Here is a 14397-nt window from a genome sequence, read left to right as displayed (position 1 = left end):
GCACCACCTGAGGACATCATGTTCGACCAGCTCAGCCCTGACGTCGTTGACGTCCGCCCCAAGCCCGAACGTCGCCGCGTGCTGCGGGCAGTGAGCACAGTCCCCGCCCTGGCCGCGGCACTGCTCCTGGCAGCCGCGCCAGCGCCCGCCGCCACCACTACCGCCACCCCGCCTGTGCCGGTCACGGTCGCCCAGCAGGTGGACCACTTCCTGGCCACGCAGCTTCGGCAGTCAGCCATCCCCGGGACCGCCGTCGCCCTCACCCGCGGCGACCAGGTCCTCATGGTCCGCGGGTACGGGCACGACTCCACCGGAGCCGCAGTGACTCCGAACTCCCTGTTCCGGGTCGCGTCGCTGTCCAAGTCGTTCACCGCCCTGGCCGTGATGCAGCTCGTGGACGCGGGCCGGTTGAACCTCGACGACCCGGTCCAACGGCACCTGCCCGAGTTCCAGATGGCAGACCCGCGCGCCAGCCGCATCACCGTCCGGCAGCTGCTGGACCACACGTCCGGCATCAGCGACGCGGTCGTACCCGACCTGAGCCGCCCCGCGCCGACCAGCCCAACCGACGCGACGACGAGCCTGCGGTCCGCCCGGCCGGCGTCCACCCCGGGAACGAAGTGGGCCTACTCCAACCCGAACTACCAGGTCGCGGCCCGCCTCGTCGAGGTCATCACCGGTCAGGAGTTCGGGCAGTACATGAGCGACCACATCTTCGGGCCCGCGCACATGACGTCCACGACCTCCACGACCACCGACCGGCAGCCCGTTCCCGGCCTCGCAGACGGTCACGTCACCGCGTACGGTCACGCGTTCGCCACGCCCGGGTTCGGCAGCTTCACCGTCGGCGAGGGCGGCATCGTCAGCTCCGCCACCGACATGGCCCAGTGGCTCATTGTGAACGCCCACGACGGCCGAACCGCTGACGGCACGCCCGTCGTGTCCAGCCGCGGCCTGCGGCTGCTGCACACCCCCAGCGCTCCCCACGTCGGTTACGCCCTCGGCTGGTCCACCCGCGGCCCCCGCAGCGCCCCCACCCGCATCGACCACAGCGGCAGCCTGTTCACGTTCACGTCCCAGCAAGCCGTCTGGCCGGGCACCGGGTACGGCGTCGTGCTGCTGTTCAACAGCGGGTCCCCGATGGTGCTCGACCAGACCGCCATCGCCCGCGGCGTGTTCGACATCATCGAAGGGACCACCCCACCGACCAACGCCTTGCACCCCACGACCACGTTCGACACGGTCCTCGCCGCGCTCACCGCGCTGGCGCTCATCCTCGGCACGGCCGGTGTGGTCCGCGCGGGCAGCTGGGCTCGCCGCCGCCGCGGCGGCCGGGTCAGCACGACCCTGCGGATGGTGCCGTCCGCCATCGTGCTCACCGTCGGAGCAGAGTTTCCGCGGGTCGCCGACGCGTTGATCGGACGCGACGTGACCTGGCGTGCCCTCATGTACGAGTGGCCAGCGCTGGTCGTGTTCGTCAGCGCGGCGCTGCTCGCCGCGCTCGCCACCACGCTCACCCGGTCCTGGCAGTGGGGTCGTGCCCGGCGCCCGGACCAGCAGCCAGCCCGCTCGTCACGACGGTTTGTCCCCGGACCGCAGGACGGCGACACCAAGCCCGCGCAGTCCCCGGCCGTCGTCGGCTGGCACGACCCAGAACGGCCCGTCTACGGGCCCGTTCGCCCATGAGTCGCCGGTGCCCGACGAGCACGCTCGCGGGCACGGGCGAGAAACCGCCGGACACCGGCACCAACCCAACCCACAGGAGGAACCACCAATGAGCACCACCCAGACCTACACCGTCACCGGCATGACGTGTGACCACTGCGCCCGGGCAGTGCGCGCCGAAGTCACGGCGGTGGACGGCGTGACCGGCGTCGACGTTGACGTCGTCCGCGGTCAGGTCACAGTGACCAGCACCGGGACCGTCCCGTTCGCGGCGCTGCGGTCCGCAATCACCGAGGCCGGCTACACCCTGTCCGCCTGACGGGCGCCCGGCGGGGCTCTTCCGAGCCCCGCCGGGCCACGGGCACCGTCCCACCGAAAGGCCAAGCCCGCGCGGGCACGCCTGGGTCAGGAGTGTCCGACCACCTTCGAACCAGCCCCACGCAGCCGATCCGGGCGACCACACCGACCAGACAGCAGACGGACAGCGCCACCGCCCACCGTTGGCGCAACCAGAAACTCACAGTCTCAGGAGAAGGAATGACCACCCAGACAACGACCGACGCCGCACGCGTCACGGGCGCCGACCCCGGCACCCAGGGCGAGACATGCACGCTGCAGATCGGCGGCATGACGTGCGCGTCGTGCGTGCGACGCATCGAGAAGGCACTGAACAAGCTCGACGGCGTCACCTCAGCGCAGGTGAACCTGGCCACCGAGGTCGCATCCGTCACGTTCTCGCCCAACCTCATTGGCGTGCAACAGCTCACTGCCGCCGTCACCCGTGCCGGCTACACCGCGACCCCGACCAGCGCACCCGCGCAGAGCCCGAACACGCCGGTTGCCGACACCGCCGGTCACGACAGGGACCGAGAGCTTCGCCAGCTCAAACGCCGCTGGCAGGTCGCCCTGGCCACCGGCCTGGGGCTGATGGTCCTCATGTACGTCCCGCTCTACCTCGACGCCATGGACTGGCTGATGCCGGCCATCTTCGTCGTGGCGACCGTCGTCCAGTTCTGGGCCGGTCGAAGCATCTACGCCACAGCGTGGGCAGCGGCCAAGCACCACAGCACCAACATGACAACCCTGGTGTCTCTGGGGACCGGCGTCGCCTACGGCTACAGCACGTTCGTCACCCTCTGGCCCGGCCTGGCCGAAAGCTGGGGCCTGCCACTGCACGTCTACTACGAGACGTCGCTGGTCATCATTGCCCTGGTCCTGGCCGGCAAGTGGATGGAGGCAAAGGCCAAGCGCGCGACCGCGGCCGCCGTCAGCGCCCTGCTCAGCCTGGCACCGCCCACCGCCCGGGTCGTCAGAGACGGCATCGAAACCGACGTCCCCCTCGACGAGGTCGTCGTCGGTGACACGGTCCGCATCCGGCCCGGGGAGAAAGTTCCCGTGGACGCTGTCGTCACCACCGGCAGCACCACGGTGGACGAAAGCATGCTCACCGGCGAAAGCCTCCCCGTCGACAAGGAGCCCAGTGACACCGTCATCGGGGGCACCCTGAACACGACAGGAACCGTCCTGGTGCGCACCACCGCGGTAGGCGCCGACACCGCACTGGCACAGATCGTGCGGCTCGTGGAGGACGCCCAGGGCGCGAAAGTGCCCATGCAACGGCTGGCCGACACCGTGTCCTCGTTCTTCGTGCCCGCCGTCATCGTGGCGGCAGCCCTCACCTTCGTCGGCTGGGCCCTGTTCGGGCCCGGGTCCGAGAACCTGACCATGGCAATCACCACCACCATTGCCGTGTTGATCATTGCGTGCCCCTGCGCCCTCGGCCTCGCGACACCGACCGCCGTCATGGTCGGCACCGGACGCGCCGCCGAGCTGGGCATCCTCATCTCCAACGGTGAGGCCCTCGAGCAGGCCAAACGAGTCACTGCAGTGGTGCTCGACAAGACCGGGACCATCACCCGCGGACGTCCGTCCCTGACCACGTTCACCACCACCGGCGGCTGGGACGAGAACGACCTGCTGTCAATGGTCGCCGCAGCCGAGGCAGGCAGCGAGCACCCGGTGGCGCAGGCCATCGTCACCCACGCCCGTGAGCTCGGCCTGCGCCTGCCCCAGCCACAGTCGTTCGACGCCGTCCCCGGCCACGGACTGCAGGCCGCCGTGGACGGCTACAGCCTCACCATAGGCAACAAGGCCCTCATGGACCGGGCCGGAGTCAACGTCTCGACACTGGAACCCGGCGCAGACCGCGCGGCCGCCCAAGGCCAGACGCCGATGTACGTCGCCGTGGACGGCGCTCCGGCCGGGCTGGTCGCGGTTGCCGACACCGTCAAGCCTGAGTCGGCACAGGCCGTGGCCCAGCTGCACGCGCTCGGGCTCGACGTGTGGATGATCACCGGCGACAACGCCCTCACCGCCCAGGCGGTCGCCGCGCAGGTCGGCATCAGCAACGTCCTGGCCGACGTCCTGCCCGCGGACAAGGACGCGGCGGTCGCGAAGCTGCAGGCGCAAGGCCACGTCGTGGCCATGGCCGGCGACGGCATCAACGACGCAGCAGCCCTGGCTCGCTCCGACCTCGGCATCGCCATCGGCACCGGCGCCGATGTGGCCATCGCCGCCTCCGACATCACCCTCGTGGGCGGAGACCTGCGCGGCATCGTCTCGGCCATCGCCCTGTCCAGGCGCACCGTCAGCACCATGAAGCAGGGCCTGGTGTGGGCGTTCGGCTACAACGTCCTGCTGGTACCGGTGGCTGCGGGGGCGCTGTTCGCCTTCGACGGGCTCCTGCTGGACCCCGTCCTGGCGTCAGCGGCCATGGTGATGAGCTCGATCAGTGTGCTGAGCAACGCGCTGCGGCTCCGGCGCTTCCGCCGACCGGCGTCGGCCCAGGAGATCCTGCACCCGCCGCTGCGGTCCCGGGTCGGCCAGTACGCCTACCTCACGGCCGTGGCAGTCCTGGCCCTGGCCATCGGGGGCGCCCTGACGGCGGTCAGCCGGATGGACTTCGCCGAGCGCGGCATGAACGGCCTGCTCGCCTGGAACCAGTCCACCGGCATGCCGATGCGTCCGTCCATGAGCACCATGATGAACGCCGACGTCCCCGCTGTGGAGGCCGCGCAGGCCGGCCTGGATGTGCGACTGTCCCTGCCGGACACCACCCGACCCGGCCTGCCGACGCGGGTGACCGCCACGGTGACACAGCAGGGCAGTGCAGAACCGGTGACCGACCTGACGTTGAGCCACCAGGGGTGGATGCACGTGATCGCCGTGCGGGACGACCTCGCCTCCTTCGCCCACGTGCACCCGCAGCCCACCGGACGTCCCGGCGAGGTTGCCGTCGAGATGATCTTCCCGACACCCGGCCGGTACATCGTCAACCTGGAGTTCCGCCGTCGCGGCCAGATGGGCGACGTGCACTTCCGTCAGGTCGTCACGGTGCCAGGCCCGGTGCCCGCCCCAGGCGAGCCGGTCACCGTGTCCAACCGGTCCGTGGTCATCGACGGCGTCAAGGTCCAGCTCCATGGCGACGCTCGCGTGGACGGCAGCAGCGACCTGCACTTCGAGTTCTCGGAGGCCGACACGGGCACGCCGGTAACCGACCTGCAGCCCTACCTGGCCGCCGCAGGGCACGTCGTGGTCATGAACGCGAACGGAACCACGTTCGCCCATGAGCACGCCGAAGTCGAGGACGAGCGCGGACGTCCAGTGTTCGCCACCCCGGGTCAGAGCTTCGGGCCGCAGCTGGATGTCCACGCCACGTTCCCGAGTCCCGGGACCTACCGGCTCTGGGGTCAGTTCCGCCTCGCCAACGGGAACGTCATCACCGCCCCGTTCACCGTGCAGGCGCAGTAAGCACCGGCCGCCCGGCTCGCACCCCGCACCGGGTCGGGCGGCCGGACCAAAGCAACCCCCACCACCCGCCCCCTAACCAGAGCCGGAACCCGACACCGTTCTGGCCACCAGAAATGACCACCCTGGAGAAACCCGTGACCGACGTCCACAGCACCCCGACCCCGCTGCTTCGCCTGGTCGGCGGTTGGCGCGGAGCCCTCGACGGCGCCCTGCCACCCCTGGTCTTCGTGGCCACCAACGCTGCCGTCCGACTGGGCGGGCACCATGACACCGCGCTCGTCACGGCTGCTGCCGCCGCCGCACTGACCGGTGCCGCCCTGGTCGGCACCCGCGTCGCCCGGCGCGAAACTCTCAAACAAGCCCTGCGCGGCCTCGCCGGCCTGGCCGTCGCCGTCACATTTGCCGCCTGGTCCGGGGAGGCCCGGGACTTCTTCCGTCCGGGCATCTACGTCGACGCCGCCTACGCAGTCGCGTTCGCCGGGTCCGTCCTGCTCGGACGGCCCCTCGTCCAGGTCATCTACGGGGTCCTGTACGGCCGCGGGCGTGGCTGGCGGCCCGAACCCGCCCTGCGTCGCGTGCTCGTGACCGCCTCCCTCGGATGGTCCCTGCTCTACACCGTCCGGGCGGGCGTGCAGGCCGCGCTTTACAGCTCCAACCAGCCCGAGTTCCTCGCCCTGGCCAAAGTCCTGCTTGGATGGCCGCTCACCATCGCGGGCGTGGCCCTGACACTGGGCGCCCTGCGACGCGCTTCCCGGTCCAAGACCATCCCATGAGGCCGTTGCCGCGGTCGCTGCGTGACGGCACGATGGGACGATTCAGGGGAATGGTGGGCCGTGGTGGAGTCGCTTCGTTTCAGGTTGCTGGGCTCGACAGACATGCTCGTCGACGACGAGCCAGTTCCGCTGCCGGGCGCAGCAGAACGCGCGCTTCTCGTCCTGCTCCTGCTCTCCCCAGGACGTATCGTTCCCGCGACCACGCTCATCGACCGGCTCTGGTCGGAGTCCGCGCTGCCGGCAGACCCCGTCAACGCCCTCCAGATCCGGGTCTCCAAGCTGCGCCGTGCCCTGCGTGACGTCGACCCGGGACTGATTACCCGGGAACGCACCGGATACCGCATCAACGTCGACCCGTCCGCCATCGACGCCGAAGCGTTCGTCACCCAGCTCCGGCAAACCCGGGCGTCAGCCGCGCACGGCGACTACACGGCAGAGCACCTCCAGGCGTACGACGACGCGTTGGCGTTGTGGCGCGGCCAAGCCCTCGCGGACTTTCCCGAGGAGCACTGGGCACTCGCCGAGGCCGCACGGCTGACCGAGCTGCGGCTGGCAGCGCTGTCCGAACGAGCCCAGGTCGCCCTGTCCCTGGGACAGCACCGTGAGGTTGTGGCTGACCTGGAACCGGTCGTCGCCAACGACCCCACCCTGGAGTCCCTGGCCGGGCAGCTGATGACCGCGCTGTACCGCAGCGGTAGGCAAGCGGACGCCCTCGAGGTGTACACCCGCACCAGGACCGTCCTGGACGAGACCCTCGGGCTCGAACCGTCCACCTCGCTGCGCTCCCTGCACGAACGGGTCCTGCGTCAAGACCCGACCCTGGGCGCAGACGCCGACAGTGCGCTCCTGGCGCCGGCACCAGTCATGACGCCAACCCGCCAGCGCGGCGACAGCGCAGCTGCGGCACCCGGCGCACTGACGCTCGCCACCAAGCCGCTCATCGGGCGCGACGACCAGCTCTCCTCGCTCGGCACGATGCTCACCGACCAGCGACTCATCTCCCTCGTCGGGCCGGGCGGCGCCGGGAAGACCACGCTCGCCCTTGCCGCTGCCGCCAACGCTTCGCACGAGTTCTCCCATGGCGCGGTCGGTGTGCGTCTGGCGCCCGTCAGCGACCCGGACCAGGTCCCTGTCGCATTCGCGGACGCGCTCGGCGTACCGCTGGATGGGGGAGCCGCAGACCGAGACATCCAGGACCGCCTGACCCGGTTCCTCGCCGGCCGCAACCTTCTGCTGCTCGTCGACAACTGCGAACATGTGGTGGACGCGGCCGCGAGCGTGGTCGAGGACATCCTGGCCCGCTGCCCCGGGGTCACCGTCATCACCACCAGCCGCGAGGCGCTCGCCGTGCCCGCCGAGCTGCAGGTCCTCGTGGGCCCGCTCGAGACACCCCCAGAAAACGCCAGCCCGGACCAGGTCCTGACCTACCCGGCCAGCCAGCTGTTCGCCGAACGCGCACGTATGGTGCGCCCCGGTCTGCTCCTCGATGCCGAAGACGCGCAAGCCGTCGGGCGCATCACCCGCGCCCTGGATGGCCTGCCGCTGGCCGTCGAACTGGCCGCCGCCCGCATGGCGTCCATGTCGCCCACCGAGATTGCCGAACGTCTGGACCACCGGTTCGCCCTGCTCACCGGTGGTTCGCGCACCGCCGAAACCCGCCAGCAGACGCTGCGGGCCACGGTCGACTGGAGCTATGCGCTGCTCGAGCCCCGTGAACAAGCGGTCTTCGACGGGCTCTCCGTCTTCCGCGGCGGCTGGACCTTGGCTGCCGCTGAAGCCGTACTCAGTGACGAGGGCATGGCCTACGGCTCTGTTCTCGACACGCTCGGCAGACTGGTGGAACGGTCGCTGGTCGTCGTCGACCCGGGTCGCACGACCCGGTACCGGATGCTGGAGACACTGCGGGAGTATGCCGCAGAGCGGCTCGCGGCGCGTGAGGACGAAGACACGCTCGGGCGACGCCACGCGGACTACTACCGCCGGTTCGCCCAGGACGCCGAGATGGAACTGCGCGGTCACGGCCAACGTGAGGCGCTGGTGCGTCTACGAGCCGAACAGCCCAACATCCGAGCCGCGCTGGCATGGCTCAGCTCGCCGCGCGGCGACATCGACGCCGCGCTCACCATGGCCGGTGCGCTGGGCCTGTTCTGGCACCTCGGCCGGCACCTCGAAGGCCGCGAAGCGTTGGCCCGGCTGCTCGCACTGGGGGTCGGCAGCACAGACGCGAAGGCCCAGGCTCTGCAGGCGGTGTCCATCGTCGAACGCCCACGCGCGTGCCTTGTCCATCCCAGCCCGCGGTGCGCCGAGACAGCCGAACAGAGCCTGGCCCTGTTCGAAGACCTCGGCGATGCCCCCCGCGCAGCGCTGTCCCGAGTGCTGCTCGCCGTCGAGGGCGTCACCGGCGCCCACCATGATCGCAGCGAACGGCTCCTGCAGCAGGCGCAGGACCAGTTCAGCGCCGACGACGACCCATGGGGGCACGCGGTGATCGGCTTCGTTCGCATGGAGACAGCCCTCAAGGCCGGCCGCCAGGATGTCGCCATCCCCACCGGCAGGGCGGCAGCCGCAGCGTTCCGCGAGCTCGACGACCCTTGGGGGCTGTCCGCCATCCTGTACCACCTCGGATGGGGCCTGCGGCAGTTCGGTCGCTACCAGGAAGCAGCACGGGTGCTCGAGGAAGCCATCGACGTGGCGACCAGCGCCGGCCTGTACAACACCGTGCAGTGGGCCCTGGCCGACCTGGGCGTGACCCACCTGCACCAAGGACACCCGGAGCAGGCCGCAGACATGTTCAGCCGCGCCAGCGCAGCGTCTGAGCACATCGGCGACGGGGCCGGCACCGTCCTGGCCACCTACGGGTACGGGCTGATGGCGCAAGTCGAAGGCGACTGGCCGCAGGCCCGCCGCCGGTACACGGCAGCCCACGACGGTTTCCGAACGTTGGGTACGCCCGTCCCCCAAGGGCTGGCCCTCGCTGGCCTCGCCCGCTGCGATGAGGCAGACGGCGACCTCGAGGCGGCGCGGGCCGGCTACCGACACGTCCTGGACCTCAGTCACCAAGTGGGCGAACCGTCGTTGACCGCCACAGCCCTCGAAGGGTTGGGACGGCTCGCCTTGGCGATGGGTGAGGTGGAGCAGGCACGGGACCTGCTGGCCCAGGCGGGCGATGTCCGCGCAGAGCGCGGCAGACCGGCTCCGCCGCACGAGCGGCGAGACCTCGCCAACCTCATGTCAGCCGGCGTCCTTCCCGCAACGGACGCAGCTTCCTGACTGAGCGTGGCGCAGCGGCCAAGCCGGGCATGGACTCCCATGCAGTGGAGTGCGCATCAGGCGCACCCGCACGAGCCACACGGGCACGTCGTCGCAGCGTCACTGACGGCAGTCGAGCACAGGGCCGGGTCGGTGCTGCGGCACAGGAACCATGTCACGGCTGCGGCGCCCGCGCCGGCAATCCCCACCGTCACGGTGAGGGACACCCCATACCCCACCACCGACTGAAGCATGCCGACCAGGACATAACCCACCGCGCCCAACCCCACACCGAGGCCCAGGACGCGCCCGACCGCCCCAGCGGCGGAGGTCTCGCCAGGCCGCCGGGCATGGGCCATGAGCAGCGGCAGAGTGCCCGACAGGCCCACCCCGGCCAAAGCCATGGCCGGGAACACCAGCCGTGGCGGCAGCCACGGAACAGCAGCAGCCGCCCCAGCACCGGTCAGCACGGCTGGCAGCAGCACCCGCCGCGCACCATGACGTCGGGCCAGTACCGCGAGAAGAACCCCACCCCCAGCGCCCGCCGCGGAGAACAACGCAGCCGCCCACGCCAGCGCCGGGTGCGTCGACCCGAAAACGTCAGCGAGCAACACCGGAGCCGAAGCGCCCGTAGTGATGCTGGCGAGTCCCAGAAGCGCGGCAGCCGCGACCGCCACCCGCACCTGCCCGCCGCCGGCGCCCACGGTCGACGTCTGCGGGACTGCTTCCCGGGTGTCCGGGGCAGCGAACACCTTGGACCGGGGCGCGACGCTGAGGGCGACCAGCGCGACCGCGACCGGAGCGGCGGCGGCCCAGCCAAGCGAAGGGAGGGACCCCAGCACGGTCATGGGGACCAGGGCGGCACCCGCAGTACCCACGGCCGAGAAGGCTGCCAGAGGCAGTGCCCCACCTGCCCGCTGCGCTCCCCGGATGACCAGAGCCCCCGCGGCGGGATGGAACAGCGCCGACCCCAGGCCGCCCACGACAACCGCCGCAATCGTCTGCGGCACCGTACTGGTCGCTGGCACCGCGCCGTATCCGACAGCGGCCAGCACAGCCCCAGCGGTGGCGGCCCACCGCTCGCCGAACCTGTTCGCCACGCGAGCTGCCAGAGGCTGCAGCAAGGATGCGGTCGCGAGGGCGACACCCACTACCAGGCCCAGCATCGCCGGACGCGCGCCCGTGCGGGCCTCCAGATGGGGCTGAAGGGTGACCAGGACGCTGGTCAGTCCGTCGAGGGCGAAGTGCATGGCGCCCAAGCCGATGAGGGCGGCCGAGGCGGCCAGTGCCCGTGCCGGGGTGATGACGCGGGAGACCGCCGATGCGACGGGGGCTTGGCCAGGCGCCAAGAGGGCAGTGTCAGTCATGAGAACTCCCAGGGAGGAACGGTGGTGCGGTTGAGCGGGTCAGCGCCATCCGGATCTTGCAAAGGCGCGTCCGGCTGGTGTGGGCTGTCCAGGTGGGGTGACGTGGAGGAGGTCCGTATGTTGGCGGTCATCTACCGGTGGCGGGTCAAGGCAGGTCATGAGGAACAGTTCGCGGCGGCCTGGGAGCGGGTCACGCGGGCCATCCGCGCCAAGTGCGGCAGTTACGGGTCTCGTCTGCACCGGTGCGACAACGGGCTGTGGCTCGCGTACGCGCTGTGGCCTGACCCCACCACGAGGGCCGCGTGCCAAGGCGCCGACGACGAAGGGGTCCGGCAGATGCAGGCGGCGGCCGAGGAGCTTGTCGAGACCATCGAGTGCGAGGTCCTCCGCGACTTGCTGGAGTCCCCACCGTCGACGTGAACGATCGGTAGAGCGCTCAGTGCTCGGCAGGGACGCCGAAGACGCTGTCGACCAGCAGCCGGGCGTCGGCGGCGCATCGGACGCAAAGGCCGTCGCGGCCAGCGCTCTCCCTGGTGCCGCAGACGTGACACCACGTGACGTGGCGCACTTCCCACTCCACCGGGTGGCCATCAACGAATCCGTGGATCTTGGGGTTCATCGCTTCCTCCAATTGGCTGGCTCCGGACGATTCGGAGCTGAGGCGCGGCCTCGGCCAGGGGATCTGGTGAAGCCGTTGGAGGTAGTCCACCCGGGCGGGGTGTCCGGCCGTTGTCCCGTCACTGTTCGGCGATTTCCGAACGCTGTCGGCATGCGTACTCCCCGGGCCACACCCTCGCAGTTGCCACCCGGGGCGGCCCTCGTCACGATGGCGGCAGGGAAGGGAGGCCGGCGACCCCCTGCCGGCACGGAACTCGTCCTGGAAGTCGACGACGTGCAGGCCGAAATGGCCAGTGTCGAGCGCAGCGGATGGCCGCTCGAGGAAGTCCGCGGCACACGCTCTGGAGGACGGCCGACGACAGTCGCCGGACAGCGACCAGAAATGTGTGACACCTAGCGTCGCCTCGACGCACCACCCAAGGGTGTGCCATCCGCACATTGCACGAAAGGGTTCCACCATGGCCACTATCCAGTTCGAGATCAACGGCCTGACCAGCCAGCAGAACGGCGAACGCCTCGCTCGGACGCTTGCCTCCTTGGATGGCATCAGCGGTGCCGACGTAAGCACGGCGACCGGAACGGTGACTCTCATCAGCCATGCCCCTCAAGCGAACGCCGCCTCTGATCAAGCACGCGCCGCTGTGCGGGCGGCTGGATACGAGTTGGCGTCCGACTTCGGTGGGCCCACGTCGCGGCGGAGCCAGCGATGGGTCCGGCCCCGTACCCTCGCGATGCGCTCGGTTCGGGTCTGATCGTGCACGGCCAGGTTGGGCCAGCGACGGGTGGGCCGTTCGATGTCGTCGTGATCGGGGCTGGGCAGGCGGGTCTGGCACTCGGTTGGTATCTGCAGCGACTTGGAGCCTCATTCGCCATCCTCGATGGCGCCCCCGAGGTGGGCCACTCATGGCGCACACGCTGGGATTCATTGCGTTTGTTCACGCCGGCCAGATACGACTCTCTTCCGGGGACGCCGTTTCCTGGCGACCCGGATCACCACCCGACAAAGGATGAGGTGGCCGACTTCCTGCGCGAGTACGCCGAGCACCATCGGTTGCCAGTGCGCTTGGGTATGCCGGTGAGCCGACTTGAACGAGCCGCAGGCGCGTTCATCGTGACGACGCCGCAGGGAACGATGGAGGCCACGCAGGTCGTGATAGCGACGGGCGCGTTTCACGCTCCGGCCCTGCCCGACCTGGCAACTGCCCTTGACCCCCGCGTCAGGCAGTTGCACAGCAGCACCTATCGCAGCCCCCGCGATGTTCCGGACGGACCGGTCATGGTCGTCGGCGCCAGCAACTCCGGCCTGCAGATCGCGCAGGAGCTGGCCGCGACCCATCCGGTGACGGTCGCCGTGGGCACACCACCGCGGACCCTGCCGCAGCACCTGCTCCGAAGGGACATCTTCTGGTGGCTAGACCGGGCGGGGATGATCACGCGCCGGTCGGACAGTCTGCTCGTCCGGCGCCTTCGCACCCGCGGCGAGCTCGTCATCGGCACTCGGGTCGCAGACCTGCGGTCGGACGGCGTTGACTTCGCCGGACGCGTCACAGCAGTGACCGGACAGCAGGTCACCACCGTGGATGGTCGGACGCACACCCCTGCGACCGTCATCTGGGCGACCGGCTTTCGCCCCGACTGGTCGTGGCTTCACGTTCCGGTGTTGACCGAGCGAGGCGAACTCGACCACACCCGGGGCGTGTCGAAGGTGCCCGGCCTGTACTTCCTCGGCCTGCCGTGGCAGCACAGCAGAGGATCGTCACTGCTGGGATGGGTTCAGCACGACGCCGCGCACATTGCCGCGCACTTGACCGCCAGAGCCGGCCATCCCGCGCATCCTGGCGCGATCCAGGTACCCGTCCCAGCTCAACCCGAGAACGGAGAAACAGCGTGCTAGCCGTCGTCGCAAGCCCGAACCTGTCCGAGCCACCACTGCGCCTGACTCACGTGCCCGAACCAGCCGTCAAGAAGGGGTGGGTCACCGTGCGGTTGCGGGCGGCGGCACTCAACCGGCTCGACCGCATGATGTTGGACGACCGGCCCTCCCTCGGACGGCCGTCGATACTCGGATCCGATGGCGCCGGCATCGTCCACGAAGTCGGGACTGGGGTCCGCGGCGTCCACCCCGGGCAAGAAGTGGTCATTTCCCCCTCGATGTTCTGGGGAGACGACATGGCGAGCCCCGGTTCCGAGTACGAGATCCTCGGCTCTCCCACGGATGGCACCCACGCCGAGCTGGTCACAGTGCCAGCGGAGAACGTCTTGTCAAAGCCTGATCGACTGAACTGGGCGGAGGCCGCCGCCCTGCCCATGGCTGGAGTCACCGCCTGGAGAGCCCTGGTGACCAGAGGCGGTCTCGTCTCTGGAGAGACCGTCATCATCGGTGCAGCGTCATCAGGAGTGGGCACCTTTGCCGTGCAGATCGCCAAGGAGCTCGGGGCGCGTGTCGTGGCAATCACCTCCGCCAACCGCGCCGACGCGGTTCGGTCCCTTGGCGCAGACGCAGTCGTGCTGCGCACGCAGTCCGGCATGAGCCCCAACCTCGCGAAGGTCGCCGGGAACGCCGACCTTGCACTGGACCCCACCGGAGCGCTGTGGCAGCCGTTCGCTGACGCCCTTCGCCCCGGCGGCCGTCTGGTTGCAGTCGGCAAGATGGCGGCTGACCAGGCCGCGATACGGGTTCAGTCCGTCTACTGGAAGCAACTGGACATCCGAGGGTCGTCGATGGGCAGCCCGCGGGACTTCGACGCGCTGATGCGGCACGTGGAGACTGCCGGGTGGTCACCCGTCATCGACTCCTCGTTTCCCCTTGAACGCATCAACGATGCGTACAGCCGCCTCGACTCGCCGGACCGAGTGGGCAAGGTGACCATTGCCATGCCCGGTGCGTAGTTCGCCTGTCAGGCGCAGACGGGGCC

11 protein-coding genes are annotated in these 14397 nt (G+C 70.1%); 9 read left to right on the top strand and 2 right to left on the bottom strand.

The features are described from left to right. Positions 1-18: 18 nt before the first annotated feature. The 5 genes from AC1DVZ_RS02800 to AC1DVZ_RS02780 all read left to right on the top strand — a co-directional run bounded on the left by AC1DVZ_RS02800 (position 19) and on the right by AC1DVZ_RS02780 (position 9518). Positions 19-1686, top strand: a complete 1668-nt coding sequence (locus AC1DVZ_RS02800) for a serine hydrolase domain-containing protein (RefSeq protein WP_477616663.1) — start codon at positions 19-21, stop codon at positions 1684-1686. A gap of 88 nt (positions 1687-1774) precedes the next feature. Then, positions 1775-1984 carry a heavy-metal-associated domain-containing protein gene (locus tag AC1DVZ_RS02795; protein WP_477616662.1) on the top strand — a complete coding sequence of 70 codons (210 nt, stop codon included), beginning with the start codon at positions 1775-1777 and terminating at the stop codon, positions 1982-1984. A 218-nt stretch (positions 1985-2202) separates the two neighbouring features. Next, positions 2203-5475 (top strand): heavy metal translocating P-type ATPase, encoded by a 3273-nt coding sequence (locus AC1DVZ_RS02790; RefSeq protein ID WP_477616661.1) that lies wholly within the window; start codon positions 2203-2205, stop codon positions 5473-5475. A gap of 134 nt (positions 5476-5609) precedes the next feature. Continuing rightward, the gene (locus tag AC1DVZ_RS02785; RefSeq protein ID WP_477616660.1) at positions 5610-6248 is read left to right on the top strand and encodes a DUF3159 domain-containing protein; all 639 of its coding nucleotides are present in this window, start codon (positions 5610-5612) and stop codon (positions 6246-6248) included. Between the two features lie 102 nt (positions 6249-6350). Further along, positions 6351-9518: a BTAD domain-containing putative transcriptional regulator gene (locus tag AC1DVZ_RS02780; RefSeq protein ID WP_477616659.1), complete on the top strand. Its 3168-nt coding sequence runs from the start codon at positions 6351-6353 to the stop codon at positions 9516-9518. 56 nt (positions 9519-9574) lie between these two features. On the opposite strand, the gene AC1DVZ_RS02775 is transcribed toward AC1DVZ_RS02780, so the two are convergent. Further along, positions 9575-10864 (bottom strand): MFS transporter, encoded by a 1290-nt coding sequence (locus AC1DVZ_RS02775; protein ID WP_477616658.1) that lies wholly within the window; start codon positions 10862-10864, stop codon positions 9575-9577. A gap of 117 nt (positions 10865-10981) precedes the next feature. Between AC1DVZ_RS02775 and AC1DVZ_RS02770 the strand changes: the two genes are divergently transcribed. Beyond that, complete coding sequence (locus tag AC1DVZ_RS02770; protein ID WP_477616657.1) at positions 10982-11284, top strand: antibiotic biosynthesis monooxygenase family protein; 303 nt, start codon at positions 10982-10984, stop codon at positions 11282-11284. Between the two features lie 16 nt (positions 11285-11300). On the opposite strand, the gene AC1DVZ_RS02765 is transcribed toward AC1DVZ_RS02770, so the two are convergent. Beyond that, positions 11301-11483: a hypothetical protein gene (locus AC1DVZ_RS02765; RefSeq protein WP_477616656.1), complete on the bottom strand. Its 183-nt coding sequence runs from the start codon at positions 11481-11483 to the stop codon at positions 11301-11303. A 457-nt stretch (positions 11484-11940) separates the two neighbouring features. Here AC1DVZ_RS02765 and AC1DVZ_RS02760 point away from each other — a divergent pair, with 457 nt between their 5' ends. From AC1DVZ_RS02760 to AC1DVZ_RS02750, 3 genes are read left to right on the top strand one after another with little or no spacing between them, the layout of a single operon-like run. Beyond that, the gene (locus tag AC1DVZ_RS02760) at positions 11941-12234 is read left to right on the top strand and encodes a heavy-metal-associated domain-containing protein (protein ID WP_477616714.1); all 294 of its coding nucleotides are present in this window, start codon (positions 11941-11943) and stop codon (positions 12232-12234) included. Beyond that, positions 12189-13376 carry a flavin-containing monooxygenase gene (locus AC1DVZ_RS02755; RefSeq protein ID WP_477616655.1) on the top strand — a complete coding sequence of 396 codons (1188 nt, stop codon included), beginning with the start codon at positions 12189-12191 and terminating at the stop codon, positions 13374-13376. Before AC1DVZ_RS02760 ends, AC1DVZ_RS02755 begins: the two co-directional genes overlap by 46 nt. A 50-nt stretch (positions 13377-13426) precedes the next feature. After that, positions 13427-14371 (top strand): zinc-binding dehydrogenase, encoded by a 945-nt coding sequence (locus tag AC1DVZ_RS02750; protein ID WP_477616654.1) that lies wholly within the window; start codon positions 13427-13429, stop codon positions 14369-14371. The last annotated feature ends 26 nt before the right edge of the window (positions 14372-14397 follow it).

It is taken from the genome of Pedococcus sp. P2_E5 (assembly GCF_056403895.1).
The sequence above is the reverse complement of the archived record's forward strand: the minus strand, read 5'-3'. Positions and strand labels throughout refer to the sequence as shown.